Below are 26,087 nucleotides of genomic sequence, written 5' to 3' on the forward strand. Positions count from 1 at the left end.
TAATGATTTATCGTGATCTTGAACCTTCCCTATGCTTCCTTTTTTGCCAAAAGAATCGAGATATTGTCTGTTTCCTGGCGTTCTTTTGCCAGCTCGACGAGTTGAACGAGCTTTTCTTTCATGGTTATTTCATTGGTAAAATGTTGCGGATTCAGGTTTGTGAGCATTTCTTCCTCAGTGATTTCATGGTAAAATCCGTCGGTGCAGAGCATAAACATGCTCCTGCTTTCGAGTTGGCCTGAAGTAGTGACGACGTTAATGTCCTTTGTTGCGCCCACGCACTGAAGGAGCACATTCCGCCTCGGGTCAATTCTTGCCTGCTCCGCAGTGATGTTGCCGCGCTGCAGCTCGCGTTCCACGAGGGTCTGGTCCTCGGTCAGTTTTACCAGATGGTCAGTGATACTGTAGGCCCTGCTGTCTCCAATCTGCAAAATGTAATATTGCTTTTGGAGGATGAGCAAAGCCGTGATTGTTGTCCCAAGCTTGATGTTCGAAGCCTCGCCATATTCAAGGATTTTAGTGTTCAGGTCGCGGATACGTTCCTCAAGTCTTGCGGGGATTTCGTGTTCAGCAATGCCGGTCTCCAGCATCTCCGGCAGATCATTGTCAAACCAGCCGGACATGCCCCTGATCACCGTCGCGCTTGCAAGCTCCCCATGAGATAGTCCGCCCATGCCATCGCAGATGATGAACAAGCCGTTTTCCCCGGCAGGTGTCTTCGCTGTTTTCAGCAACAGGCCATCCTGGTTCGTTTTCTTCTTGATTCCTATGTCGGTATGATAGGCCACTTGAAATGCCATCGTAGTTCCTCCTATCCATCAATAAAGCCTGAAGATGAATTCCTCGTTCGCGAGCTTGATTTTGTCTTCATGCTTGATTTTGACTTTCTCCTTAGGCGAGACCTTCACGCCATTCACGTAACTGCCGTTGGTCGAGTGATTGTCTTCCAGGAAGTATTCGCCGTTCAATACGATCACATGGGCATGAACCCGGCCGATCACTTTATTTTCAGAGGCAAAGTCCGCCCTCATGGGGTCGCGGCCGATTTTGAAAAAGTCCTTGGCAATTGTAATTTTTTCGTTCTTTGATACCGCCAGTAAAAATGGCCTTCGGGTCGAATGGCCGAGGGTTGTTGTTCCCTCATCCTCATCGTCCGGAAAAACTCCCAGAACTGTTGTCCCTTCGTGCTCCGGTTCACTGCTGGCAATGGCCGGCTGGATATTAATTGACGTACCACCGCCTAGTGCTGAAGCATCTTTTAACAAGGCATTGTTGTCACCGAGCTCAGCCCTCGTGATTCGCTTGTAATTGACCTCTTCCTCGATTTCAAGCTTGCGTCCTGTTTTTACATCCTTCTTCTGGCTTGTATACTCGGAGGTCAGCACGCCATTGTCGACACTCGTTTTCATAGTGTGAACTTCGCTGCCCGGGCTGTAAAAGTTCGGGTTGATCGCCGGAATTTCAAGCTCTGAGGATTCCAGCAGTGGTTCTTCGTCTGTTGTTGCTGCTTGTAGTGCCGCTTCCTGCTTCGGTTTTTCGGGCATTTTGTATGGCTGACGTACGAGCGTTTCATCCCCGCCAAGCTCATTCATCTTTTCTAATAGACGTTCCGGCGTGGTTTCCTCTGACTCAATCAGGAAGTTATGGAGTTTGATGAAAAATACGGCATCATCATTTTCGTCGTAAGGAGCCGACAGCAGCAATTCCTGCAGGAATCCTTTAAGTGATACCTTTTCAAAAATATTATTTTTTATTGGGAGGTAGATAAAAACTAATCTGTTTGAAAAATTATCAATAAAGATGTCACGCTGGCTGAACACAAAATTCGCGATATCCAGGCCGCTGGCTTGAGCATCCGCCAAGGTTTCGGCAATGTTGAGGAAGCTGTTGTACAGCCGCTCCTTCGTCGCCGGCGCGGAATTCAGCATTTCAAGCGTGTTATCGGAAATCATGTCATAGCGAAGAAAGCAGTTCTCTCCCTCTAAAATCGCATGACACGGCAGGATTCCCGGAACCCGGCTCGCTCTCAGCAGCTCCACCTGGCCGGCATCGATATCCGCCTTGCTTTCTGCATGATAATAAAGGAATTTCGAAATTCCGTAGCTTTCCAATTTAAATTCCACCTGTTTGATCATCGCGCTTCGACTCCAATTTTGAATTTATGTATGGTTTTAGGTTGAGACCATCCTTTAAGGACGTTTATCTCCAGTTGGGCCCATTTTATCTCCAGTTGAAAAGCTTTTATCTCCAGTTGAAGAACTTTTATTTCCAGTTGAAGAGCTTTTATCTCCAGTTTGGTGATTTTTTACAGCGAATCCCATTTTTAGAGGAAAACAAAAGCTTTCCCTCCTGCAAAATCATGGATATTTCCTGTTGGAGCACTTTTTTTCCAGGTTGCTCCTCATATATGAAAATTGCCCTTAATTAGGGGTACATTTTACAGAAGGGCAAACTGCCAATGCCGCTTGCCCCCTACCCTCTGTAAAAAGTGATTACTTAAAAGAGCTGGCGTTGTTGTTGATTGCTGTTTCTGCGGTGTTGTAGTTTGTGACAGTGTTATCCAAGAACTTGGCGTAGCTGTCGACGACCTGGCGATATTCTTCAAATCGTGGTGCCAATGAGTTGAAGTTGCCGCGGATTGTGTTGGATGCATCAGAGTTCCATGATGACGCAAGTGCATTCATGTCCTTCTTGATTTCTTCCAATCTAGTGGATAGTTGCTGGTTCAGCGTGCGGATCTGGCCCGCCGTTTTGCTAACCTCGCCGAGCGAGATTTTGATTCCATCTCCTGCCAATGTATTTCACCTCCTGCATTATGTTATGGATTAGTTGCTCAATCTCTTAGCCTGGTTAATGACTTCAGATTGAGTGTCGCGGTATGTCTTCGCGCTCATCTTCAGGAACTCAGAGTATTGTCTCATCAACTGAGTCATCTTCTGGAAGTCGTCCATGAAGCCTTTGATCTGTGCAGTGTAAGCCTGGTTGTCAGCACCTTGCCACGCTGCAGCCATGCCTTCGACTTCGTTGAAAAGAGCTTTGTAGTTTCTTTCGTAGTCAGCTGCCTGCTGGTCAATCTTGTTAGCAGTCGTTTCAAGCTTCGCTGGTTCAACAGTGATTGATCTTGCCATCATTTTTCACCTCCTTTCAAGTCTGATAGAGTTATATTCTTCTTAATTTGTAGCTTACATAGCGGTACTTTTCCGCAGACCGGCGCAAACCCGACGCTGCTTTTACAGAACCGATCCCTTTAAATTCGTGACTGATCCCATTCGAAATATCATCAAGCTCCCTGGCGATTGCGTTCGCTTCGTTGGCAATCCTGTTAATCTTGCTTTTCACTTTCGCATCCATTGTTTACCCCCTGATCGAACCGGCTTTTCCGGCAAGATATCTTTCATTCTTCTGTAAAAGTTCTGCCGTGGTGTAAAGGTAATTGATGCTATCCGGAATCCGGAAGTCGAAAGACGTGCTGATATCGGCAGCAAGGACATTATCCAGCCCGGACAATCCCGCTTCCCAGTATAGATTGTCAATCATGTCGTTGAGCTGCGCGATCCGCCTTTGGACCGAACGGAGCCGGTTGGCGTAATAGTACAGCCTTGGGATGTCTACTTTTATATAGGGTTCGATTGGGAAGTTGTTGCCGTTCAGGCCGTCTATAAAATTGCCGATTTTAACTGCAGCCTTTGATATGAGCTCGGCAAAGAATGAATTTACCTTTTCCTCGAACTCTTTTTTTGCTTTTGCCAGTCCCACGACAAGCTTCACCGTCTGTTCACGGATTAAATGGGCAGCTGCTGTCATTGCTTTGGCCGTGTAATGCATGACAGCTACCGCGGCATTAGCGACTACGTAAGCTGCCTTATAAACCCTGATCGGAGTGGAGTTAGATAGTTCACGGAAGATGTCTTCAAAAATCATATTGTTTAGGACAGACCTGCCAAACGATTGACCATTCTCATAAACTTTGAAATTGCCATTTTCATCAAATCCAGCACTGCTCGTTAATGAATGAGGATAGAATGGTTTTTTAATATCATAATCCTCTTTAATACCAATCGTTTTATCGACATACGGTACTTTGCCAAGTTGCGAGACAGGATCATAAGCATAAACGATGAAATCATGCCGATCTCCCATCAATGCCTCTTGTTCCTTCTTGGATAGAGACCACCAATATAATGGGGCAGCATTTATTACATATGCCTTGGTGTTATCATCAAGGTTGTTGATAAAAACGTAATCCGCCAGGTTGCCGCCCTTGGAATGGCCAAGCAGCAGCCTTTCACCCGATGCCTCTCCAAGATATTTTTGATAAAATTCATTTGCTTCTTTCTGTTGCTTGATTTCCACTCCCATTGAAGCTTCAAAATTGGAGGTCCAATCAGTCCTTAAGTGACCCATATCCCCCATCGCCTCACTGCCTCGGAAAACAGCAGTCGCGTTTCCGCTCTTATCTTCGAATGCATATCCAACAAAACCGGAGTCGGATGCACCTTTAGAATTGTTTCCTTCATTAGGGTTAAAGTTCTGGTAGCCTGATAATTTTACGTTATGAAGATTTGAACTTTTAAAACTACCACTTGAAAAAAAAGCCTCTAGCTGTTTATAGCTATCCTCATTTTTATCAGCACTCATTTTTGCATAATCCCAAATCCGCTCTATGCTTTTGCCGTTAAGAGGTTGATTATTAGGCAAATCATAGTATGACAACATTAACAGGACATTTTTCTCTTCATCAGTTAGTTTATTAAGGGACATATTATCACCCCTCTTGCGGTTGATAATATTCTTTAATCTGCTCAGGGCTGCTAATATCCATTGAATCATCAACCATAATAGTTCCGTACACCTTAGCATCCAGATTTGACCAGTCAATATTGTTCACATTAGATGTCCTCATATAGTCAGATACATTTTCAGAACGATCTACAAAGCCGACAGTCACTCCATAATATTTCGCATTAGACTCCTTTAGTTCGTTCAGCAATTGATATACCGGCTCCAAATATTTCTCTACTTCCGGTTCTCCGTCGGTTTTCACTGCAATATTTAACGTAAGCAAAGCACCATTTTCATCTGTTTGTAAAAAATCAGTGACAGATGAATCTTTCTTTTCTGCAGTGTATTTCTCTTCTTCCACAAACAGCATTGTCTTGAACTCGACATCTTCATTGAAAGCCTGGTTCACCTTATCCTTATAAAGCTGGTCAAGCTGATTTGACCAAACGGATAAAATATAGGTGTCATAGTATACTCCATCTTCATTTCTACTTTCACCTGCAAGGAAAACAAGCTCCGGCTTTCCTTCTGGATGAGCCATCACTTTGTCTTTTCCATACATTTCCGGAAAGATAACACTGCCTTCTTTTACACTTTCAATCTCAAACTTCTCACCATATTTTTCTTCCAAATGCTCCATAACCTTACTCTCCGAACTCATACACCCCGCACCTCCCATTACTACGAATAAAATCACTGCAGTCAGCTTGATCCATTTTTTCAAGTTCTCCACACCTTCCGTATTTAAAAACAGGAGCGGTCGGGTTATGAAAACCGCCCCCAAGGTCATATGTTCATATTCTGTGAGACGTGCATCGCCCCTGCGTCGCTCTTTCCGTGACACAAGAACCGTCCCCATGTCTCTAGATCAGCATCAGCTTAGCCCCGTTCATCAACCCATGTTCCTCGACGGTCTGGTTGATATTCAAGATGGTGCCGGTTTTGCGGTCACAGAGGATGGTGTCGGCTGTTGCTGAGAAGTATCCCTGTGACAGTTCGGTCATGGTGCCGGCGAGCAGGAAGACGACTTCGTGCAGTTTGCTCTCGGGCGGCAGGAAGACGTCGTATGATTTTTCCGAGGCGGGGATGAAGACCTCTACGAGCACCTTATCCATGGTACGCTACCTCCTCTTGCATGCTCTCAACTGAGGTTATCAGCTTCACTAGTGTTGCTTTCCCTTTTGTCACAACGTAACCGAAGCCTGGAGGTATTTCCTGGTACATATCGTTTGTCACCTTGCCGATCTTCATGATGTACTGATCCGTGATGCCGTTGCCTGCCCAGATGAGATCGCTTAGCGATACGTGCTGCTTAAACCAGGCTTCGAATGAAACCGAGCTCAGTTTATCGGCGCTGTCGGAGATGATCAGGTTCACATTCAGGCCATTTCCTTTTTCAAGGAAGACCTTGAGTTTATCCTGGCCGTCCGGCGACAGATACATCATCAGGTCGGTAAAGGAGTCGATGACGCAGGTGATGTTGCCGAATACTGGCGGCTGTTCGCCCGCTTCGATTGCGTCCTTCGTCGTATTGTTGCGGTGGACGAGCGTGTTGAACAGATAGACGATTGTGTCTTCGAGTTCAGCAGGCTCAGCGATATACTTGTAATCCTGCGTGCGGCCCGCCGCAAAGTGCTCATTAGGGTCGATGACGATCAGCTCCCTGCCTTCAGAAGCGTTGAACATTTCAGCGACACCCTGCATGAAGCTTGAGCACTGGTCGTTCTGCATTGCTGTCACGACATTTATATAATTGCCAAGGAAATCGAAATGAGCTGTCTTCAGCGAGTTTTTCTCGATGCCAACCGGCACTTTGTTGCTGGTCATATTTTTTGCTTCATCACGGAGATAGTTCAAATCCACTTTTTCCGGAAGGATCGGAACGCGCATTGCGGCCGGCTGCGTCCAGGTTTCACGCAGTTCCTTACAGTAATCGGTAATGAAGGTATACATATTGTCTATATCGCTTGTGATATGGGCCGTCTGGAATTCATATGTGGTATCGTTCTTGAATATGCCGCGGCCCTTTGATTTGGATGGATAAACTCCGTCCGTATTGCCAAGCACTCCCGAGTATTCACTCTGGTCATTCAGCTGGAGCACATACATTTGCTTGAAGTTCTGCAGCAGCCTGTAGCGTATCGCCCCCGTATTGATCGCGGTGACGATGAAGTAAATGCCATACTTCAGCCCCTCGCGCGTCAGGAATGATATCCCTTCCTCGAGTTCCTCGAACATTTCCGAGAATGCTGCGTAATTGTGGATTGCCACAATGATTGACGGCAGGCTCTCACCCGACATCTCGTTGTAGGTAATAAAATCGCCGCCGTAATTTGAAAGCAGCTTCTTCCTCCGTTCAATCTCGCCTGTCAGCATCTTGAACAGGTTGTGGATCTTCTCGCTTTCATGCGACAGCATGACATCGCCGACATGCGGCGCTTCCTTGAACCAGACCAGTGTCTCGGAACCGAAGTCCAGCAGGTAAAAATTCACTTCGTTCGGCGTATGCTCTTCCATCAATGAGTAAAGCATCGTCGTCAGGAAGGTCGTCTTGCCGCTGCCTGCGATTCCGTAAATGACGGCATTTCCTTCCTCAGTGATCGGCATCCTCATGACCAGCTGTCTCTGGTTCGCAGGATCATCGTATTCGCCGATGATCGGATTCAGATGGAAGCCTTGCTGGACGACACCATATTTCTTTTTCAGCTTATCTACGTAAATCAGTTCAGGTATCGGCTCAAGCCACAACTGGCGGACCTTGATATTCTCCTGCTGCGCCATTTTCGCCAGGTATTCGGTAATCTCATCAATTTGCTTCGGCGGGTTCTTCACCACCGACTTGCGCTTATCGATACGGGCATTCTTGATGACGCGGCCGAGGTCATCGATGACGATGACGCTGTCATCCTTATGCTTTTCAACTCTGTCGGACGGATAGTATGGTGCACCTGCCCACGCGGACTGCCCCAGCTCGAACAATTCATTGAAGCCGACCTGGAGGTAAAAACGTCCAGTCTGCTTCAGCTCCGCGGCGTCAGGACGCTTGATGACCTCCATACTGTCCGCTTTTTCCTGCACCTTCAAGCTGATGCGGAATTTACTGTTGCTCCAGATCTGGTCATCAACGACACCTGATGGCTTCTGTGTCGCCAGAATCAGGTGGACACCAAGGCTTCGGCCAATACGCGCCGCACTGACAAGCTGCTCCATGAATTCTGGCTGCTGGGCCTTCAGTTCGGCAAACTCATCGGAAATGATGAACAAATGCTGCAGCGGCTCTGTTACCATGCCTTCACGGTATAGTTTCTGATATTTATAGATATCGATATTACTCTGGTCAACAACACGGCTCGTTTCGCTAAAAATGGCCTGGCGGCGCTTCAGCTCACTCTGGATTGAAATAAGTGACCGATTGACCGCAGCTCCGTCAAGGTTGGTGATTGTACCTGCCAGGTGTGGCAGATCCTCGAATGCATTCGCCATGCCGCCGCCCTTATAGTCGATCAGGATGAATGCAACTTCATCTGGATGGTAATTGACCGCAAGCGATAAGATGAACGTCATGATGAATTCACTTTTACCGGAACCGGTCATCCCGGCAATCAACCCGTGCGGTCCATGGTACTTTTCATGCAGGTCGATCATGAACGGGTCGCCCTGCGTATCGACACCGATTTGCGTTTGAATCGTATGGACCGGATTGTTTTCCTTCCATTTTGTCAGCGCATTGAGATGCTCTATTTTTCCGACGCCAAACATTTCCAGGAATGTCAGCATGTCAGGCAGGGTATATGCCTTTTGTGAGGTATTCAGCTGGATATTGGCCAATTTTACAGCCAGATTTTCAGCATTCCCCTCCAGGTAGCTGTCTGCATTGAAACCAACATACTTCCCGGAAATATCGTCTTTGTCATAGATTTTTGAAAAACTCTTGTCAAGCTCGATGACATTCGTACATTCCTTCGGCAGGTTTTTCAGCTCGTCATAAAGGGTGACCAGGCTGAATCTGATATTCTTTTTTTCTTTTAATATGAGGTTGATCATCTCAGCCTTTGACGCGAGGCTCTTGCTCATTGAGAACACGATATAATGCTGTTCGATTTCAGCTAGGTCTTCCTCGTCGAGTGCCTGGCGCGCTGCAATTTCTTTTTCAAAGTAAGCCGAAAGCTCCTTGATTTCATTCGCATCTGTAGCGACGAAGCGGATTGTCTTGCCATCATCCCAGACATGCGGCAGCCACTTCACGAAATTCCATGTATCATGCTCATGGTCATCATAGATGAACACCAACTTCAGCTCGTCATAACTGTGCAATGCTGTCAGCTGGAAAATCAGCCCCTGAACGAAGCTCTTCACTTCTTCCCTTCTGCCGATGATGCCGCTGATCCGTTCATCCGTCAGGTCGACCGTGACCGGAACATCCTTTAAAATCTGCGGCTGCTCCACGATTTGATACAATTCATCCTGAAGATTATCATCCTCAAGCATGAAGCGCTTTTCCGGATATTTGATCTCTGCGTTGAGGGGCAAATCGCCGATTCCAAGACGCACTTTTAAAAAGTCATTCTGCCCGATCCCGCGCTCCCACAGATTCCGCTGGCGGCGCTTGATCCTTGTCAGGCAGTTTTCCAATGTGACATGGTTTTCAAACAGAATCTCGCTCTGGTGCTTGCACTCATCTGCGATGACCTGTTTCATGTCTGCAAGGTATTTCAAATATTTCTCCTGGCGGATGCCTTCAAGCTTGATCCGGCGCTTCTTTTCGTATCTTTTTGTTAAAATCGGCCAAAGTACGGTACCGATCAACATGCTGAACGACATAACAAGCATTGGCAACGCCTGTATGATATTCCCGTCATTGCTCATGACGTTCTGTAACATCAGGAGTCCGGTGAACAAGGATGCCATCCCCATCGTGATGGACGGTCCCAACAGGAGCATCAGCGGTGTTTCATCAACATTCGGCTGCGGCGGCGGCGGATCGATTTTTATCGTCGTTTCCTCAATATCCCTCTTGAAACGCGGTGAACGGTAAAAAAGCTGATCATTTTCTTCTTCAATATGTATTTCATCGAGGTTGATTTCTTTCTCTACTACCGGCTTTTCGGCAATGAAGGAATTGAACGCATTCCGGTCAAGGAATACAGATTTATGTGGATTGTTAAGCGACAACAGGCGGCCGTTGAAAATGATCTTAAGGCCCATGATAAAAATGACATCGCCAACAGCCAGCTGCTTTTCCTTGATTCTTTCGCCATTGACATATGTACCGTTCGAACTGTTGAAGTCCTTGATCACAGCCTCGCCCTTGCTGCTGTATTCAATGACGCAGTGTGAACCTGAAACTAGTTTGTTCGAGAAGCAAATCTGGCTGTCCTGGGAACGGCCGATTTTTATGAGATTGCTTGTTGCGATATGTTTTGTGAATTCATTGCGGTCTGCCGTTTGCGGCTCGACATAGACTAACGCGGATTGATCATCGTTGCGGTGGATACTATACGTTTTGAATGGTTCAATGAGGACCTTTGATTGTATTTCGTTGGCGTTGTTCTTTATGAATGCATGCTTATTGGATTTCAGGTACCACTGGCCATCTTCCGCTTCCACCGCCAGCATATCGACCGGATTTTGCTCCTGGTCTTCCGTGTTCAGTATGTATCTCCCAGTGACTCGTTCAGGTAAAACGAGATCGAATACCCGATTCCGGTCAAAAAGTGTTAAAATCACTTCAAAACCTCCCCAGCCCCAATATTTATATTCCTACAGTATGTATAGTGGCAATTTCATATTTTTTACCATATTAGCTCAAAAAGTGTAATTTTACATCAAACTTAAGATTCATCTCTAAATATATAAATATCTTACAATATTAGGAATTATATTCAACTAATTACCCCCTTAATTGGAAAAATAGGGATATTGGTCCTAAATTTACTTACTATATGTAAGTATCTAAGGATGTTAAAGGTGCCAACTTGCTCTCCAAAATCATAAAACTAGTTCTTTTTACCCTGAAAAAATGTAACATAAACCCTAATTTAACTAAAATAATCCATTTTATTTTTATAAAACATTGGGATTTTTTTCAAAAACATACTATAATCAAAGAATCTAAAAATATGAGCAGGTGATCCAGATGAAAATCAATGTCAGCCAGGCGTATGCACAGGCAAATAGAATCAGTGAATACGCCCAGGAATTGAATGAGGTTAAAAGCAGGCTGCAGGACTTCAAGGGGAGTCTTAACAGCGGCTGGCAGGCGCAGGAAATGGTGTATATCAATAACGCCATCAATAGCATAAGCAGGGAAATTTCAGAACTGCAGACGCTTCTTTTTTCTATTGGACCGAATATCGTCGCAGCAGCGAATGAAATCAGAAGGGAAGAAGAGGCTCGGGAAGCAGCGGAAAAGGCAGCAGCAGAACGCGCAGCTGCCGAACGGGAAGCAAGACTGAAGAATACCGGCTTACGGTAGACGAACAGGGGGCACGGGTGGATGGATTCGGCTGCCTGTCCCTTTTCCCCCCATAATAAAAAGGCGGCAGCCTCCGCTATGTATCAAAGCAGAATCATACACGCCTTTTGTGGCGATGCCCGGCTTTTCTGGATCTAAGCTGGGCATTTTTTTTTGATATGTCGGCAGTGATTATAAAGCTGAATTACGGTCCCTCCCATCTGCTTCATTCGGATTTTTTCACTTCACAGGTTCTTCTTCCCTTTCCTCTTTACGGTACTTCATTTTGGTGGCTTCCCCGCCTCTTAGATGGCGGATGGATTTATGATAATCAAGGATCTCTTTTACTTCGTTGGCAAGGTCAGGGTTGATCTCAGGCAATCTTTCTGTCAGGTCTTTATGGACTGTACTTTTGGATACGCCAAACTCCTTCGCTATGACGCGAACTGTTTTTCTCGTCTCCACGATATACTTTCCAATCTTGATTGTTCTCTCTTTGATGTAATCGTGCACACCACTCGCCCTCCCTAAATTGGATGTGAGAAGCGTGAAATGAGACTCGCTTTTATCGGCCAATACTGTATTCCGCGAATGCTCTCCCATTGCGGCAGAAGGATGGTCCTTCTGGATATTACTAAGATTAATCATGTCCCCGGCTGAATCCTCATATTGTTCAAACGATTCCTCACCTCAAACACTCTCTTTGTCAGGTTTGTAACATTTTATTAGCTTGGTTGAGGATATATGCACGAAAAAAGCAATAGGGACAAGGTTTAGGTAAGTTTTTTGAAAAATTCAACTATTTTTTACAGAAAAACTTTCCTATATACCCATTTTTAGTACATAAAAACTTATTCCCGCACGAATTTTTGTAAAGGAGTTTATTTTTCATTGGGGGAGAAGCAGACTTGATTACCTACAGACAGACTAGAAAACAGAGAATCAGAGAAGAAAAACGCAGAAAAACCTTAAAAAGGAATCGAAAATTAATTGGTGCAGCGGTAGCCGGATCGGTTGCGGCAGGATTGCTGAACGGGGTCGGTCAAAAGAAAACAGATGCGGTCGGATCCTTTTATACTGTGAAAAAAGGAGACACCCTCTACAGCCTGGCAAAGCAATATGATACCTCAGTTGAAATGCTGAAAGAGGTTAATTCGCTCCGTTCAGATTTCATTAGGACCGGCCAGAAACTTGAGGTGCCAGTAGAGGCAGAAGCAGGAACCTATATTGTTAAAAAAGGGGACACATTGTTTTCCCTGGCAAAGAAATATGGAGTGGCCATTACCGACTTGAAAAAGGAAAACAAATTGGTCACTGATTCCATCTATGTTGGACAGGCCATATCCGTACCGACTCATGGTTATGATACACACGAAGAATTTTATGAAGTGAATGCTGGAGACACGTTATTTAATATATCCAAGCGTTTTGGAGTTAGTCTAAAAGAATTAAAAGAAGCAAATGGGTTGAAGAAAGATATGGTGTTGATTGGCCAACACCTGCTCATCCCAGGTAACATTGAAGTTATGGAATCAACCGTTAACGGAGCAGCCGATAATTTCACCGTCGAGTTCGAAACAGATGGGAAGGCGATACCTTTGAAGGTTTCATACGGTACAGCCCGGAAATATCAAGAGCTGGCCGGACAACAAGTCATTGTTACTTTTAAAAACGGGGCATTGATCAATATTCAATAATACACAAAATGCTTAGAGGGATCTCTAAGCATTTTTTACTTGTCTTCTTGTATATTCATCAATTAAAAAGAAAATGGCCGAACATAATGTCGGCAACATGAAAACACCTGGTTCCATGTAGTCTGACAGTCCAAAAATCGCAGTAAGAAGTCCAAATCCGATGTGTATTGAACCAGATACCAGAGCACGAAACTTCTTGAACCGTCGAGAAACAAGCTCTGCGATGATAGAGGAGGGAATTCCATAACAGAAAATCCCGATACCGCTAAAGAAAAAGACAAGCATGAAGCCAACAAAAATTTCGTGGCCTAAATGTGCTATACTCTGCATGGCAGAAAAAAGCAGCAATCCGATCGAAAAAGCAAGTGAAGTATAAAGAGCCACTTTTATCTTTCTCAGTTTATTTTCGAACATAACCTCTCTCGCTGCCGGTATTATGAATGTTAATCCAAAGATCGCAAGGACTACTTTTATATATCCAGGAATAGTAGATAAGTAAACAATAAGTAAGACCATAATAACAGAAAGATTAGGTATGATATTTTGTATTTTTAACATATTACACCCTTCCTCTTGCTGAAATCGCACTCTTACTATATCCATAGCAAATAATAAGCCCCTGCTGCTATCACAGAAAATGACATCATTCCAAAACCTTTTTTATAGCTCACATCTATGAGTTAGGCCGCCATAAAACCAGCTAATGCAAATCAACGAGATACCGATATGCTGGATTATAGAAATCCATGTAATCATCCCCGTAAACATCAAAAGCATACCGATATGCCTAAATCCATCATCAAGATAATATAAGGGACTTTTCAAGGCTGCTTTTATTTCTGATTGTTCCTCTTTATCCAGTTTTCTATAAATCTTTATAAACCGGACGAGTGGTATTCCCCATAACAAAATTAAAAAGACAATCTGGACTACATCCATGCATTTCCCTCATTTACATAACAAGCAGATGAAAACCGAGCAAACCATAATTGAAAGATAGGCTGTTTCACACCTCCTATTTTACACATTATCCCAAATGCGCGAAACAATCAAAACTGCATCGACCGCATCTGGCTGTCGGTCGCTTTGATTAGCTCACCCCAAGTGGAATATCCCCTGTCCTTGAACTGCTTCAACAGCTCGGTGAACAAATATGCCGTTGTCAATGCGTCGCCGACTGCGCTATGGCGGTCATAAATTCTTGTCCCGAAAGCCATGGCGTATCGCTCCAGATCGCGCATATCATAGGAAGGCGCAATGAAGCCAATCAGGTCGAGTGTATCGATGGTGAACAGCTTTTTCAGCGCTAGCTTTTCCCGTTTCAATTCGCTTTTCAGCACGAGATGGTCGAAGCCGACATAGTGGCCGACGAGGCATACTGTCTCATGAGATTCGACGTAATCAAAGAAGTCAGAGATCGCTTCAGACGCCTTGGGAGCGCCGGCCACCTTTTCATTTGTAATCGACGTCAGCTCAATTATTTCCCGAGAAATTTGTCGCTCAGGGTTCACATATGTCTGAAAACGGTCATTTTCCACCACCTTTAAGCCTTTTACCGGAACACCGCCGATTTCGATGAGCCGGTCAGTGGTCGCAACCTGAAAACCAGTCGTCTCCGTGTCGAAAACAATAAAAGAAAGATCATCGATTCCAGTCGATAAAGGAATCCTTTCATACAAAAGCGGGCAGGAAATATTCCTTTTTTGAAAAAACATGCCAGCCTCCTTTCCACTTCGGTGCCTGGCACCGCCCAATTTTGACGAATCCAGTAACGATCAGGTTTACGTTCGTGGGATTTTCATGGTGCCTGTCACCACCCTTGTCGATTTCTCAGACTGAGAATCTAGCATATACCATTCCCTGCAGTTCACGGAGTGTGCGCAGGCTCAGGATAAGTTCGTCTTTTTGTCTGGTGGACATGGTGGCGAATGATAGAATGGTGCTGCTTTCGCTATTTGTCCATCTTTGCCTGATATAGAGGTCAAGTACATGGCTGATGGCTTCTCTCAGGTCTTGTGTGAATCCTTCCGTAAAAACGCCTTTCTCCTTTAATGCTCCGATTTTCTCGAGGGGCATTCCCGGGATGCCGCCATAATACAGCGAAAGAATCTGCAGGCTGTGATGGAATGGGAACAAGACTTCTTTTTTCATGTCGATGCTTTTCCGGCCGAGTCTGAACAGGGCGCGTATTGGTTCATCCAGAGTCGGGATTTCCTGCTCCTTTTCTGCCTGGACCATGCGATACAGGAATATTTTAGAGCGGTCGAGCAGTTCGCCGATTTTTGCTTCGAATTCCTTGTTCAGTTGTTCGCTTCCAACCGCAAATCGATAAGAGAAAAAATTCTGGGCCAGCAGGATATTCTCATTCGTCGATTGCAGCATCCACTTCCGAACACGCTCCTGCCATTGCAGCACCGTCCCTCTCCACTGTTCTTCACTCGACATCATCAGACCTTTGCAGCGTGCATAGCCTGCTGCCTCGAGCTTGGCGGTGATTTCCGCGCCTAATTTTTCAAAATAGCCATGTTCCTTCGTATCGGCATATACAAGAAAATGATCCTGGTCTGTCAGCATGAACTGCTCACCGCGGCCCGCAGATCCCATCAAGTAGAACGCAAACGGTACAGGCGGCTCCCCAAGTGCCTCAACAGATAGCTCCACTGCCCTGCCGATCAATCTATCATACAGTTTTGTCACGATATCTAGCAGCGCCAGTGAAGGAACAGAGTCCCGCATCAATGTATCGGTAATTTCATAGATTGCCGCTTTAACCTCAGGCAGGCTCGCTTCATTTTCCCCCTCGATTTTCTTGATTGTCCTCATCACACTGTCATTCTTTTTTCTAAGCAAGTCGGTTAATGTCACAATACCTGATACCTGCCCATGGTCCACGACCGGCAAATGCTTGATGCCGTTCAAAAGCATTTCTGAAAAAGCATCGTAATAATAAGAGAACCTTGAAATCGTCACCGGGTCCTTAGTCATGACGAGTCTGGATGGTTCATCAAATGACAGACCCTCCGCCACCACCCTGCCGACGATGTCCCGCTCGGTGATGATTCCTTTCAGTTCTTGTTGTTCCAGTACCAGCACGGAGCTTGTTTTATGCTCGGACATTTTCAGGGCAGTGTCCTTTATGCTTGATTCCGGGGAAACGGAGACGATGCTCTCCGACATCATGTCCTGCACCCTTGCTAGAATCGTCTCGCCTTCGCCGATTCCCCTGGCCATTTTCACCTGCTCTGCAAGCGATCCATACACATCTTTTAGCCGGATTGACACCTGGGTCAGCAGATAGTCATGGACATCCTGGTCATCCCATCTCTTTGCCAGAACGGAAAAAGGAATCAGCAGGGCCCGGACATCATCAACTGCCCTGACCTCAACATTGGATTGAGTTTTATCGGCCTTTACAATGCCAAGGAATTCCGCAAGGCTTGAAAAACCGACGATCTCCCCTTTTTGAATTACCTCCAATACTTCATCCTGCCCGGCGGCATTTTTCACGAATACCTCGGCGATTCCTTGTAAAACCAACAAAAGCCCCTGGCGTGGCGTGTCCACCTGGAGCATCATTTCCCTTTTCCCATAAGAAAATGCTTCACATTCCTCGACAAGGGAAAGGGCCGTGCGTTCATCCAACCCCTGAAACAGGGGATGGAACTGCACGGCCTTCCAGATTTCTTTATAAAGCTTTGTTTCCATCATCATTCATCCAGACTTCGCCATTCTTGTAAGACATCTGTTCAGGATAACGAAGGTCGAGGACTTCTTCCTGAATTTTTTGTGATGGAGCCGGAGTCGCAAGCGATACGATCACGTTTGCTAAAATCGCAGCTGTAGCGCCGAATACCCCAGCACCTGTGTCGATAATGCCAAGAATCGTATAGCCGCCGTACTTTGCGGCGAAAATATATCCCAATGTCACGGCCAGACCGACGATCATGCCGGCGATGACACCCTGGGCATTGGAACGCTTCCACCAGACACCAAGGATTAGCGCCGGGAAGAATGTACCGCTGGCAAGCGCAAATGCCCAGGCCACGATTTGTGTAATCGCGCCAGGAGGGTTAAGGGCAATCAGGCCTGCAAATAAAGTCGCTACAACGATCGAGATACGCGCTACGTTAAGACGTGTTTTTTCAGTAGCATTTGGCTTCATAACACGGTAATAGATATCGTGCGCAAACGCTGAGGAAATGGCGATCATCAAGCCGCCTGCTGTAGAAAGGGCTGCAGCCATAGCGCCTGCCGCTACAAGGCCGATGACGAATACGCCAAGGTTGGCGATTTCAGGCGTCGCCATTACGACGATATCGTTGGAGATGATCAATTCACTCCATTGCAGGACTCCATCGCCGTTTCCGTCGGCAACCTGAAGCTTGCCAGTATCGACCCAGGTTTTCGTCCATGCAGGAAGCTCGCTGATTTTGCTGCCGGCTACTTTTGTCATCAGGATGAAACGTGAAAATGCCGCATACGCAGGTGCAGACAGGTAAAGCAAGCCGATGAAAAGAAGTGCCCAGGCGCCTGACCAGCGAGCAGCCTTCATCGTAGAAACCGTATAGAAACGGACGATTACGTGCGGAAGGCCCGCCGTACCGGCCATCAATGTGAACATAAGGGCAAGGAACTGCCATTTTGTACCGTTCGTGAATGGTGCGAAGTATTCTGAAATGCCAAGCTCACGGTCGAGCTCACCCATTTTACCGACCAGTTCGCCGTAAGAAAGCCATGGCAGCGGGCTGCTCGTAATTTGCAGGGACATGAAAATTACCGGAATCAAATAGGCAATGATCAAAATGATATACTGAGCAACCTGTGTCCAGGTAATTCCTTTCATACCTCCGAAAGCGGCATAGAATGCAATCAGGACAACCCCGATCATCGTGCCGACCTTTGCATCGATTTCGAAAAGGCGCCCTATAACCACGCCGGAACCGGATAGCTGGCCGATTGAATACGTGAAGCTGATGATGATTGTTGAAATGGCCGCAATAACGCGTGCTGTATGGCTGTTGAAGCGGTCACCGATGAATTCAGGAACCGTGTATCGCCCATACTTCCTGAGCTGCGGTGCAAGCAGGAAGGTCAGAAGCAAATATCCGCCAGTCCAGCCCATGATATACGCCAGGCCGTCATAGCCGAGCAGCATGATCGTACCGGCCATCCCGATGAAGGAAGCGGCACTCATCCAGTCAGCTCCGATTGCCATGCCGTTGAAGATTGGCGGGACGCCGCGGCTGGCAACATAGAAGTCTGACGTTTGTTTAGCTGTATTGTAGACCGCAATCCCGATATACAAACCGAATGTAGCTAAAATAATAGATAATGAGACCAAGAATTGTGTATCCAAAGTTCTCCCCCTTATTCAAACGCTCTTTTTGTCATTTCCAAAGGCTTAATGATCAAGGCTCTTTCCTTCGCTCAGCTTTACATTCTTCTCTTCGTCAATTCCATACTTCTTGTCGATGCTGTCGCTAAGCTTGGCGTTGACAAACAGCAGGATGATGAAGGTCACAACCGCACCCTGGGCTCCCATGAAGTAGTGGAACGGGAAGCCGCCGATTGAAATCTCGCTCAGAGGCTCGGCGATCAACACTGCGCCGAACGAAACGAGAAACCAGATGACAAAATATACGATCATGTTACGGGTTTTTTCACGGAAATACGCGTCAGCAACTGACTTATCAATTTTCTTCACATTTACACCCCTTTGTTTTGCTAATCCCCTTTTTATATCCCTTCATGATTGACGGTCACAGTCTATCATTCTAAAAGCTTTCCCACTCCTTTTTCAAATTTTGATTATATGAACCCTGCGCCAGGCAAGGTTGATACCGATTTGTTTACGGAAAAAAATTTAGCTCAGACTGAAGATGAACTTTAACGTTTCGAAAAATGGGGCCGGGACCATGATAATCTGGATGAGGAAGTAGAGAAAGATGCTCAGGAATGGTATTGCCAGAAAAACCACCTTGTTTTTCCGTAAACCCATGAATAGACTGATGCCGGTAATCACCAGCAGTCCAATTAAAATAATCAAGTAAATCCCTCCAACTCTTAAATATGTCATTTAACTAAATCTTTAGAAAATTTAATTTAATTATCCATATAATGTCCAGGCTGGTCAATACATTATGTTTAAAAAATGTAATCGCTTACTATGTCGATATTTTTCATACCGTGGTAAATTCGTCAGTAACAGTAAGGGTTTATAAGGATTACAGGCTAAGGAGTTTGTCGAAAAAATTTTTTTCTGCTTGTTTCCAGAGAAATGGACTGTTTGTAATGATTTTACAGAATAGCAAAAAGGAACACTCGTGACGGAGTGTTCCTTCATTAGACTATAATATTACCAGCAGGCAATGGCGCCGTCAGTTCTCATTTCGGTTCCGCCGGTCAGGACGCCCGTCTTTGGATCACGAATAATAACCTGGCCTCGGCCGAAACCTCCTCCATCGTACGCCACCTTCATCTGATGCCCTCGTCTAGCTAGTTCTTTGACGATATGGTTTGGGAAATGATGCTCTGCTTCAATCTGTTTTCCGCTAGTCCATTGCCAGCGAGGTTCATCCAGCGCAGCCTGCGGATTCATTCCGAAATCAATCATATTCATCGCAACCTGGACATGACCCTGTGGCTGCATATAGCCGCCCATTACGCCGAATGGGCCGACTGCCTGGCCATCCTTCGTGATGAATCCCGGAATGATAGTATGGTACGTCTTTTTGCCAGGAGCAAGTGCATTCGCATGAGTGGGGTCAAGCGAGAAATCATGTCCGCGGTTTTGCAGGCCGATGCCTGTTCCCGGAACGACCACACCAGAGCCGAAGCCCATATAGTTGCTCTGGATGAACGAAACCATGTTGCCTTCGCCATCCGCTGTAGAAAGATAGACCGTTCCTCCTTTTGGAAGTGAACCCGGTTCAGGCATTCTTGCTTCATCGGAAATTTTAGCTCGCGCTTCCTCACCATACTGCTCTGATAACAGGTCCGCTACCTTCGCCTGCATCGTCTTAGGGTCGGTGACATACTCCTTTCCATCCGTGAACGCCTGCTTCATCGCTTCCAGCTGCAGGTGGACTCCACGGACATCATCACGATGAGTAAACTCGTATCCTTTTAAAATATTCAATGCCATCAAAGCTACGATTCCCTGCCCGTTCGGCGGGATTTCCCAGACCTCGTGCCCGCGGTAGGATACTGAGATGGGCTCTACCCATTCCGGATGATAGTTTTCAAGATCAGTCTTACTTAAGAATGCGCCAGCTTTCTTAGAGGCAGCGGCAATTTTTTCAGCAAGTGCGCCGCGGTAAAAGCTTTCACCATTCGTTTCGGCGATTTCCTGGAGTGTATTCGCATGGTCTTCCGATTTCCACATCTCACCGGCGTCAGGCACTCTGCCTTCAGGAGCGAAGATACGGAACCACTCATCGTATTCCTCGCCCTGAAAGCGGCTCTTGTAGGCGTTATAAGCACCCTTCCAATATTTTGCGAGAATCGGAGTCAGCGGATAGCCATTGCGAGCATATTCGATTGCCGGCTGCAAAACTTCGGTTAGCGGTAGACGCCCGAACCTCTTTGACAACTCCGCCCAGGCAGATGGCGCCCCCGGAACCGTGACCGGAATCCAGCCATGCGAAGGCATTTTTTCATGGCCAAGCTCTTTTACTTTTTCAATCGAAATCGATTGCGGTGCAGGACCGCTCGCATTCAGGCCATAAAGCTTGTCTTTTACCCAGACGAGCGCGAACGCGTCGCCGCCAATCCCGTTTGAAGTTGGTTCAACGACCGTCAGGCATGCTGCTGTTGCAATCGCCGCATCAATCGCGTTGCCGCCCTTTTTTAAAATATCCAGCCCAGCCTGCGCAGCAAGGGGCTGTGATGTAGCGACCATCCCATTGCGCGCTACCGCCGCCATTCGCTGGGACGGATATGGATATGTATGCAAAGACATTTGAATTCCCCCAATATTTTTTCGTCTTACGAAATATTATACCAAGATAATTGAAAATTCTAAATAAAAATATACTAGGGACTAAATTTCGACCAACAATGGAACTGGCTAATTGATTTGCTATAAATAAAAAAGCCCGGCCAGTATCGGCCAGACTTCCTATTGTCCACTATCCAACTTTAACTCATAAAACGACTTCACCCGAGAAACAACATCCTTGGATCCAGAGTCCTCGATCATCATTGCGACAATCATGTCGGCTGCATTCGGGTTGTAGGCGACGAACCATCCAAGTTCTTTGCCCTTTTCACCCTGCTTCTCTTTGATTTCCGCTGTGCCTGTTTTACCTGCGAGCGGATAATTGGCTATCAAGCCGTTGTGTGCGGTTCCTTTTGGATCGGTGATGACCTTTGTCAGCATGCTGTTTATCACAGCGGCATTTTCCGCGCTGACCAGGCCTTCCTTCCACACCTGCCCCTGCTCATCCTCCATATTCAGGATCGGCTTTATCATGTTGCCCTTGTTCACGAATGGCGAATAAGTGGTCGCAAGATGGAGGATATTCATTTCCACCTGCCCCTGTCCGTAGGCAGAGTCCGCCAGGCGGATTTCACTGTCAATCTTGCCGATTTGCGATGGCTCGATCGGGTATAAATATTCCGGCTGGTCTTCAAAGCCGAATTTTTTCAGGCCTTCTGTAAAAGTTTCCTGCCCCATTCCAAGCGCAGCCTGAGCGAAATAAATATTATCCGAATAAACCAGCGCTTTTTCCAGATTGATGCTGCCTTTTATATCGGAATATCTTGTCACCTTGTACTTGCCCCAGGATGCGTCTTTTTGCCATTGTTTCTCGTTGATTTCAAATGCAGTATCCGTCTGGAGCTTGCCGCTTTCAAGGCCGATTGCCGTGGTGATCGGCTTCATCACAGACCCTGGCACATAGGTCAGTTTGAATCGGTTCAGGAAGGGCTTGAGCGGGTCTTCCTCTAGCATTTTCCGTTTGTTTTGCGAGATTCCGAGCGTCATTTCATTCGGGTCAAAGCCTGGCGCGCTCACGAGGGCCAGCGTTTCGCCTGTTGCCGGATTGATGGCTGATGCCATACCCGCTTTTCCTTTTAGCTGATCATACAATTGCTGCTGTGCGACTACATCGATGGTCAGCTTGACGTCCTTCCCGTTTTCCACTGGCTTTTCTGCGAGTGTCTTGACCGTGCCGTCTTTCTTCACTATCGAAATCCGGACACCGTTTGTTCCTTTTAATTGCTCCTCAAGAACCTGTTCAAGGCCGCGGCGGCCAATGAGATCAGTCGAGGTGTATCCTTTTCCCTCCAGCTTTTCGAGGTCATCGGCTGTAATTGGGCCGACGTAGCCGATTAAGTGGGACAATGCTGCTCCGTATGGATATTCACGTGCCCCAACCTCCTGGCTCTTCACGCCATTCATCGCAAACAGTTTTTCATGCAGACCTTTGTCTTCCTTTGAAATTTTCTTCAATGGAACAAACAGGTCATCTTTTACCCAGCCGGCGCTCATCGCCTTGTTGATTTGCTCCTCGGACATATCGAGCAGTTCCGCCACCTTCGCAATCGTCTGATCTTTCTGCTCGCCCAGTTCGCCTGGGACTACTCCAACCTGGACAGCAGTACCGTTGATTGCAAGACCGTTTCCACCACGATCGAGGATGCTGCCCCGTTCTGCCTGGACATTCTTGAAGCTGATTTTATCGCCTGATCCAAGCTCAGGAAAAATATAGGTCGTATTCCAGTCCACATACCAGTTTGTATCGTCATCGCGTTTTTCTTTTACAAGAGTGGCATCATGATCGAATTCAATCGGGCCAGCAGCACTCTCCATATTTGCCGAAAAAGGAAGCTCCGCGTTCTCTTCGTGTTCCTTTTCTTCTTCAGGCTTTTTGTAGCTGACCTTCAGCTTGTCTATCTCCAAATCCTGATAAATTTTATTATACCGGGAGACGAAATCCTCTTTTGAAATCGAATTCTTCGCTTCCGCTGATAAAAATCCATACATCTCATCAAACTTCTGGTCATTCCATAGCTTCACATATTGTGAAAACCGCTCTTCGGGAGTCGGTTCCTTGCTGCAGCCTGAAATGATTGCGGCTATTAACACCGACATGATTATGAACAATGCTCGTTTCATGTGTACCCCTCCTCCTGTCTGATTTTACCATACTCAACCCTTTTCGATAAGTATGATGTATTTCATATTATTCCAATAAAAAAACCCGCCTTTAAAACCAGGCGGGTCCCAAAATTTTTAATTTTATTATGAGTTGCTTGAAGTATCAGAGTCAGTTGAAGAATCTTGGTCTTCGCCTGCATCCTTATCTTCATCTTGTCCAGCGTCTTTTTTATCAGAGCCATCTTCAGCAGGCTTCTCTTCTGCTGGAGTTGTATCCTCTACACCTTCTTCAGATGGAGCGGATCCTTCAGCATCTTCCTCGACAGCATCTTCAGACTTTCCTGCATCTGCATCAGATGAAGCCTTCTCTTCTGTCACATTGGCATCCTGCAATGCGCTCATCGGCTTGTTGAAGTACTCGTGCGGATTGACAGGAACATTGTCCTTGCGGATTTCAAAGTGTACGTGGTTGCCAGCCTTCTCATTGATCAGGCTTGTGCCGGACTTCGCAATGACTTGCCCTTGCTCAACCTCGTCGCCAACCTTAACTTGATAGTCTTTTACTGACTGATATTGTGTTACAATACCTTTGTCGTGCTCGATTTCAATGACATTTCCAAGTACAGCATCTTCCATGACATTCTTGACAGTACCGCTAAGTGACGCGATTACATCAAATTCCTTGCCGTCTTTTGCTGCAATGTCCAGTCCAGTGTTCGGATGGTAAGTATTATCATAGAACACTAGAGCTGCTTCTTGCTCTGCCGAATCGCCGTCATTATCATAGAATCCCATTTGGATGACAGCATCGTCTTCACTCACCACTGGCATTACGAAGTTCTCCATCGCGCGGTTTACTTCAACTGCAGGCTGGTCATTCATCTTTTTGCCAGGCATGTCAGTCGCTTTGTATTCCGACTGATCCAGTTGATCGCTCGCGCTGTTTTGATACCAAAGGACACCAGTTAGAATGATTGCGGCACTAGCAATATAAACTGTTGGATACACCCACCGCTTCTTGAAAAAGCTGTTCTTGCTTTTGTCTTGAGAAGATCTTTTTTCTTCCTCTCTCATTTTCATCACCTCAGCAATCAGTTTGAACAGAAGCGAAAAAATATATACATAGAGTTGAAAAATTTTTTACTGCTTATTTTTCGACAAAGGTTATGATTTTATGCAAAAAAGTTTTTGGGCGGATTTTTAGCTGCTAAGTGTCGGCTGATACCCGCTTCCCACTCCGTTCGTTCGGATTATTACTATAAAGAGAGGTTTTATTATGAAAAAATTATTAGTATGGATTCTGCGCATTCTTCCTTTTGCCTATATGGCGGCGATCTGGATCATGTCCAGCCTGCCCGATACCGCGGTCATCGAACTGCCGGACCGTGGCGTTGACCGCTTTTTAAAAGAATCACTCCACCTCGTTGAGTTTGGCATCCTGTATGTGCTGCTCGTCCTGGCCGCGCTGACGACCGGGCGCTTCACCCCTGTTATGAGCTTTGCCTTTATGGGCGTGGCCATTTTGTACGGCCTGCTCGACGAAATCCATCAAAGCTTCGTCCCGGCGCGGTCCGCCACCGTGATTGATTTTATAAAAGACGTAATCGGGGTTTTAGCGGCATCACATTTCATTCATCATGCCTACTTCAGCGGCAAGTTTGTGTGGTTGGGGAAGGTTTTGCGCGGGATTGAGGAGAGAGTTCGGGGATTTTAGCTAGATTTATTATAAAGATAGGTATTAGTTACGGTTTTTAAGGGGCTAGCCTTGTTATTGGGGCTGGCTTTTTGTTTTTCAGCAGTGACTTTGGACAGTCATTTAGTCCAACCGTTAATTTATTGTCTATAACCGTTAAATTATTGGCTGCAACCGTTAAATTATTGCTCCCAACCGTAGAATTACAATGTGGTTAGCTACTTCGGACATAAAACTTTCATAATAAAAGCATTATATCCGCAGGTATTCGGAGTGAAAATAAAGAATCCATAAAAAAACTAATAGGGAAGTGAATAATTTGATAGAAAAAGAACGGAAATATCCCATACGCCTTCTTATGTATGAGGCTTTAATGGAAAGAATTTTACCGAACCATCCCAAATTCCCATTAATTGAGTCAGATTACAAAGCCTGGCGCGCGGGATATAGAGGTGAACTTCAAACGGATTACCGTTTAAGCTTTTTGCCTGAAAAAGGTTTCCATATATTCAGGGATTTACGCCTTCTAGATGAAAAATGGCACTTCCAGATTGATACCCTCATCCTCACTCTTCGTTATATCCTTTTAATTGAAACAAAAGCCTATTCCGGAACCCTTTTCTTCGACAAACATTCCGAACAAATGATTCAAACTAAGCATGGTCAAGAAAAATCATACGATAATCCCATTAACCAGGTCCGAATGCAAGCCTGGCACTTGAAAAGGTGGCTGCAGAACCACAAATTCAGTGTCCCACCCATATACCATCTTGTTGTGATCAGCAATTCATCTACTATTATCAAGGTAAGTGACCGCTCCCTGAATAACTTGATCGTAAAAGGGGATGTATTATTAAGTCGGGTTCATGAAATTGATGATAGGACTTCAAATCCAACTTTTACTGATAAAGAAGCAAAAAAGTTATCCAGGTCACTTGTAAAGAATCATTCTCCACACCACCCTGACATTCTGAAACAATATTCCCTCACTCCAGACGACCTTCAAAAGGGAGTTCAATGCCCAGCCTGTTTATCATATGGCATGCATCGGGAAAAATGGTTTTGGCGTTGTGCTGTGTGTGAACATAAATCCAAAACTGCTCATCGTAAAACTGTAAAAGATTTTTTCCTACTTATTAATCCAGCAATTAAGAACAAGATGTGTAGAGAATTTTGCATTGGTATATCTTCGAAAACAGCCAGTGATCTTTTAATTTCATTGAATCTTCCCTTCACTGGCACCACTCATGGGCGCATCTACCACATGCCACCAGACATCGAAACCTTCTTCGATTCAGCGAAAAAATAACATCCTGAACTCGACATAGAAAAGTGCCATCCTGAACTCGCGAAGAATTA

The 26,087-nt window shown here is 45.8% G+C and carries 24 protein-coding genes; 4 read left to right on the forward strand and 20 right to left on the reverse strand.

Translation table 11 applies throughout. The annotated features are described in order from the left end of the window. Positions 1-29 precede the first annotated feature (29 nt). From QNH36_RS22755 to essC, 9 genes are all read right to left on the reverse strand, one after another. On the reverse strand, positions 30-800 hold the full coding sequence (locus QNH36_RS22755) for a PP2C family protein-serine/threonine phosphatase (protein WP_283904342.1): 771 nt from the start codon (positions 798-800) through the stop codon (positions 30-32). 18 nt (positions 801-818) lie between these two features. Then, entirely contained in the window at positions 819-2,111 is a 1,293-nt protein-coding gene (locus QNH36_RS22760) for a DUF6382 and FHA domain-containing protein (protein ID WP_283904343.1), read from the reverse strand. Positions 2,112-2,492: 381 nt separating this feature from the next. After that, positions 2,493-2,795 (reverse strand): pore-forming ESAT-6 family protein, encoded by a 303-nt coding sequence (locus QNH36_RS22765; RefSeq protein WP_041964573.1) that lies wholly within the window; start codon positions 2,793-2,795, stop codon positions 2,493-2,495. Between the two features lie 30 nt (positions 2,796-2,825). Then, positions 2,826-3,131, reverse strand: coding sequence for a WXG100 family type VII secretion target (locus QNH36_RS22770; RefSeq protein WP_260983630.1), 306 nt, complete (start codon positions 3,129-3,131; stop codon positions 2,826-2,828). Between the two features lie 28 nt (positions 3,132-3,159). Further along, a complete protein-coding gene (locus QNH36_RS22775; RefSeq protein WP_144479059.1) occupies positions 3,160-3,351 on the reverse strand; it encodes a hypothetical protein in 192 nt (63 codons plus the stop codon). Positions 3,352-3,354: 3 nt separating this feature from the next. Then, positions 3,355-4,761: an Mbeg1-like protein gene (locus QNH36_RS22780; protein WP_186326816.1), complete on the reverse strand. Its 1,407-nt coding sequence runs from the start codon at positions 4,759-4,761 to the stop codon at positions 3,355-3,357. Between the two features lie 4 nt (positions 4,762-4,765). Next, on the reverse strand, positions 4,766-5,506 hold the full coding sequence (locus QNH36_RS22785) for a hypothetical protein (RefSeq protein WP_144479063.1): 741 nt from the start codon (positions 5,504-5,506) through the stop codon (positions 4,766-4,768). A 139-nt stretch (positions 5,507-5,645) separates the two neighbouring features. Further along, entirely contained in the window at positions 5,646-5,897 is a 252-nt protein-coding gene (locus QNH36_RS22790; RefSeq protein ID WP_144479064.1) for a methyltransferase, read from the reverse strand. Further along, a complete protein-coding gene (essC, locus tag QNH36_RS22795) occupies positions 5,890-10,509 on the reverse strand; it encodes a type VII secretion protein EssC (protein ID WP_283904344.1) in 4,620 nt (1,539 codons plus the stop codon). Before essC ends, QNH36_RS22790 begins: the two co-directional genes overlap by 8 nt. Positions 10,510-10,918: 409 nt before the next feature. Between essC and QNH36_RS22800 the strand changes: the two genes are divergently transcribed. Further along, positions 10,919-11,257, forward strand: a complete 339-nt coding sequence (locus QNH36_RS22800; RefSeq protein WP_283904345.1) for a hypothetical protein — start codon at positions 10,919-10,921, stop codon at positions 11,255-11,257. Positions 11,258-11,476: 219 nt separating this feature from the next. Here QNH36_RS22800 and spoIIID read toward each other — a convergent pair whose 3' ends face one another. Then, complete coding sequence (gene spoIIID, locus QNH36_RS22805; protein WP_031307660.1) at positions 11,477-11,749, reverse strand: sporulation transcriptional regulator SpoIIID; 273 nt, start codon at positions 11,747-11,749, stop codon at positions 11,477-11,479. Between the two features lie 395 nt (positions 11,750-12,144). On the opposite strand from spoIIID, the gene QNH36_RS22810 reads away from it, so the two are divergent. Further along, on the forward strand, positions 12,145-12,933 hold the full coding sequence (locus QNH36_RS22810) for a LysM peptidoglycan-binding domain-containing protein (protein WP_283904346.1): 789 nt from the start codon (positions 12,145-12,147) through the stop codon (positions 12,931-12,933). A 24-nt stretch (positions 12,934-12,957) separates the two neighbouring features. Here the strand turns inward: QNH36_RS22810 and QNH36_RS22815 are convergent, their stop codons facing one another. From QNH36_RS22815 to spoIIQ, 10 genes are all read right to left on the reverse strand, one after another. Further along, positions 12,958-13,491: a hypothetical protein gene (locus QNH36_RS22815; protein WP_144479072.1), complete on the reverse strand. Its 534-nt coding sequence runs from the start codon at positions 13,489-13,491 to the stop codon at positions 12,958-12,960. Positions 13,492-13,593: 102 nt separating this feature from the next. After that, complete coding sequence (locus QNH36_RS22820) at positions 13,594-13,872, reverse strand: hypothetical protein (protein ID WP_283904347.1); 279 nt, start codon at positions 13,870-13,872, stop codon at positions 13,594-13,596. A gap of 110 nt (positions 13,873-13,982) precedes the next feature. Further along, complete coding sequence (locus QNH36_RS22825) at positions 13,983-14,648, reverse strand: 3'-5' exonuclease (protein ID WP_283904348.1); 666 nt, start codon at positions 14,646-14,648, stop codon at positions 13,983-13,985. Between the two features lie 115 nt (positions 14,649-14,763). Next, a complete protein-coding gene (locus tag QNH36_RS22830; RefSeq protein WP_283904349.1) occupies positions 14,764-16,644 on the reverse strand; it encodes a DUF294 nucleotidyltransferase-like domain-containing protein in 1,881 nt (626 codons plus the stop codon). Next, positions 16,619-18,289 carry a sodium:solute symporter family protein gene (locus QNH36_RS22835; RefSeq protein WP_283904350.1) on the reverse strand — a complete coding sequence of 557 codons (1,671 nt, stop codon included), beginning with the start codon at positions 18,287-18,289 and terminating at the stop codon, positions 16,619-16,621. Before QNH36_RS22835 ends, QNH36_RS22830 begins: the two co-directional genes overlap by 26 nt. A 45-nt stretch (positions 18,290-18,334) precedes the next feature. Next, positions 18,335-18,637, reverse strand: a complete 303-nt coding sequence (locus QNH36_RS22840; protein ID WP_251542597.1) for a DUF4212 domain-containing protein — start codon at positions 18,635-18,637, stop codon at positions 18,335-18,337. Between the two features lie 159 nt (positions 18,638-18,796). Beyond that, positions 18,797-18,979 (reverse strand): hypothetical protein, encoded by a 183-nt coding sequence (locus QNH36_RS22845; RefSeq protein WP_144479082.1) that lies wholly within the window; start codon positions 18,977-18,979, stop codon positions 18,797-18,799. Positions 18,980-19,288: 309 nt separating this feature from the next. Further along, positions 19,289-20,893, reverse strand: a complete 1,605-nt coding sequence (gene ggt, locus QNH36_RS22850; protein WP_283904351.1) for a gamma-glutamyltransferase — start codon at positions 20,891-20,893, stop codon at positions 19,289-19,291. A gap of 159 nt (positions 20,894-21,052) precedes the next feature. Beyond that, positions 21,053-23,053, reverse strand: a complete 2,001-nt coding sequence (locus QNH36_RS22855) for a penicillin-binding transpeptidase domain-containing protein (RefSeq protein WP_283904352.1) — start codon at positions 23,051-23,053, stop codon at positions 21,053-21,055. A 126-nt stretch (positions 23,054-23,179) separates the two neighbouring features. Continuing rightward, positions 23,180-24,109 carry a stage II sporulation protein SpoIIQ gene (gene spoIIQ / locus QNH36_RS22860; protein ID WP_283904353.1) on the reverse strand — a complete coding sequence of 310 codons (930 nt, stop codon included), beginning with the start codon at positions 24,107-24,109 and terminating at the stop codon, positions 23,180-23,182. A 202-nt stretch (positions 24,110-24,311) separates the two neighbouring features. Here spoIIQ and QNH36_RS22865 point away from each other — a divergent pair, with 202 nt between their 5' ends. Beyond that, entirely contained in the window at positions 24,312-24,749 is a 438-nt protein-coding gene (locus tag QNH36_RS22865) for a VanZ family protein (RefSeq protein ID WP_283904354.1), read from the forward strand. A 298-nt stretch (positions 24,750-25,047) separates the two neighbouring features. Next, positions 25,048-26,037, forward strand: coding sequence for a nuclease-related domain-containing protein (locus QNH36_RS22870; protein WP_283904355.1), 990 nt, complete (start codon positions 25,048-25,050; stop codon positions 26,035-26,037). The last annotated feature ends 50 nt before the right edge of the window (positions 26,038-26,087 follow it).

The organism is Mesobacillus sp. AQ2 (assembly GCF_030122805.1).
In the GTDB taxonomy this organism is placed as follows: Bacteria; Bacillota; Bacilli; order Bacillales; family Cytobacillaceae; genus Mesobacillus; species Mesobacillus oceanisediminis_A.

What these genes read in the sequence shown, in the direction of transcription:
- spoIIQ (WP_283904353.1), bottom strand. Translation starts at nt 24,109, where the DNA reads ATGAGAGAGGAAGAAAAAAGATCTTCTCAAGACAAAAGCAAGAACAGC.
- QNH36_RS22855 (WP_283904352.1), bottom strand. Translation starts at nt 23,053, where the DNA reads ATGAAACGAGCATTGTTCATAATCATGTCGGTGTTAATAGCCGCAATC.
- QNH36_RS22755 (WP_283904342.1), bottom strand. Translation starts at nt 800, where the DNA reads ATGGCATTTCAAGTGGCCTATCATACCGACATAGGAATCAAGAAGAAA.
- ggt (WP_283904351.1), bottom strand. Translation starts at nt 20,893, where the DNA reads ATGTCTTTGCATACATATCCATATCCGTCCCAGCGAATGGCGGCGGTA.
- QNH36_RS22800 (WP_283904345.1), top strand. Translation starts at nt 10,919, where the DNA reads ATGAAAATCAATGTCAGCCAGGCGTATGCACAGGCAAATAGAATCAGT.
- QNH36_RS22865 (WP_283904354.1), top strand. Translation starts at nt 24,312, where the DNA reads ATGAAAAAATTATTAGTATGGATTCTGCGCATTCTTCCTTTTGCCTAT.
- QNH36_RS22775 (WP_144479059.1), bottom strand. Translation starts at nt 3,351, where the DNA reads ATGGATGCGAAAGTGAAAAGCAAGATTAACAGGATTGCCAACGAAGCG.
- QNH36_RS22820 (WP_283904347.1), bottom strand. Translation starts at nt 13,872, where the DNA reads ATGGATGTAGTCCAGATTGTCTTTTTAATTTTGTTATGGGGAATACCA.
- QNH36_RS22830 (WP_283904349.1), bottom strand. Translation starts at nt 16,644, where the DNA reads ATGATGATGGAAACAAAGCTTTATAAAGAAATCTGGAAGGCCGTGCAG.
- QNH36_RS22815 (WP_144479072.1), bottom strand. Translation starts at nt 13,491, where the DNA reads ATGTTAAAAATACAAAATATCATACCTAATCTTTCTGTTATTATGGTC.
- QNH36_RS22790 (WP_144479064.1), bottom strand. Translation starts at nt 5,897, where the DNA reads ATGGATAAGGTGCTCGTAGAGGTCTTCATCCCCGCCTCGGAAAAATCA.
- QNH36_RS22825 (WP_283904348.1), bottom strand. Translation starts at nt 14,648, where the DNA reads ATGTTTTTTCAAAAAAGGAATATTTCCTGCCCGCTTTTGTATGAAAGG.
- QNH36_RS22780 (WP_186326816.1), bottom strand. Translation starts at nt 4,761, where the DNA reads ATGTCCCTTAATAAACTAACTGATGAAGAGAAAAATGTCCTGTTAATG.
- QNH36_RS22770 (WP_260983630.1), bottom strand. Translation starts at nt 3,131, where the DNA reads ATGATGGCAAGATCAATCACTGTTGAACCAGCGAAGCTTGAAACGACT.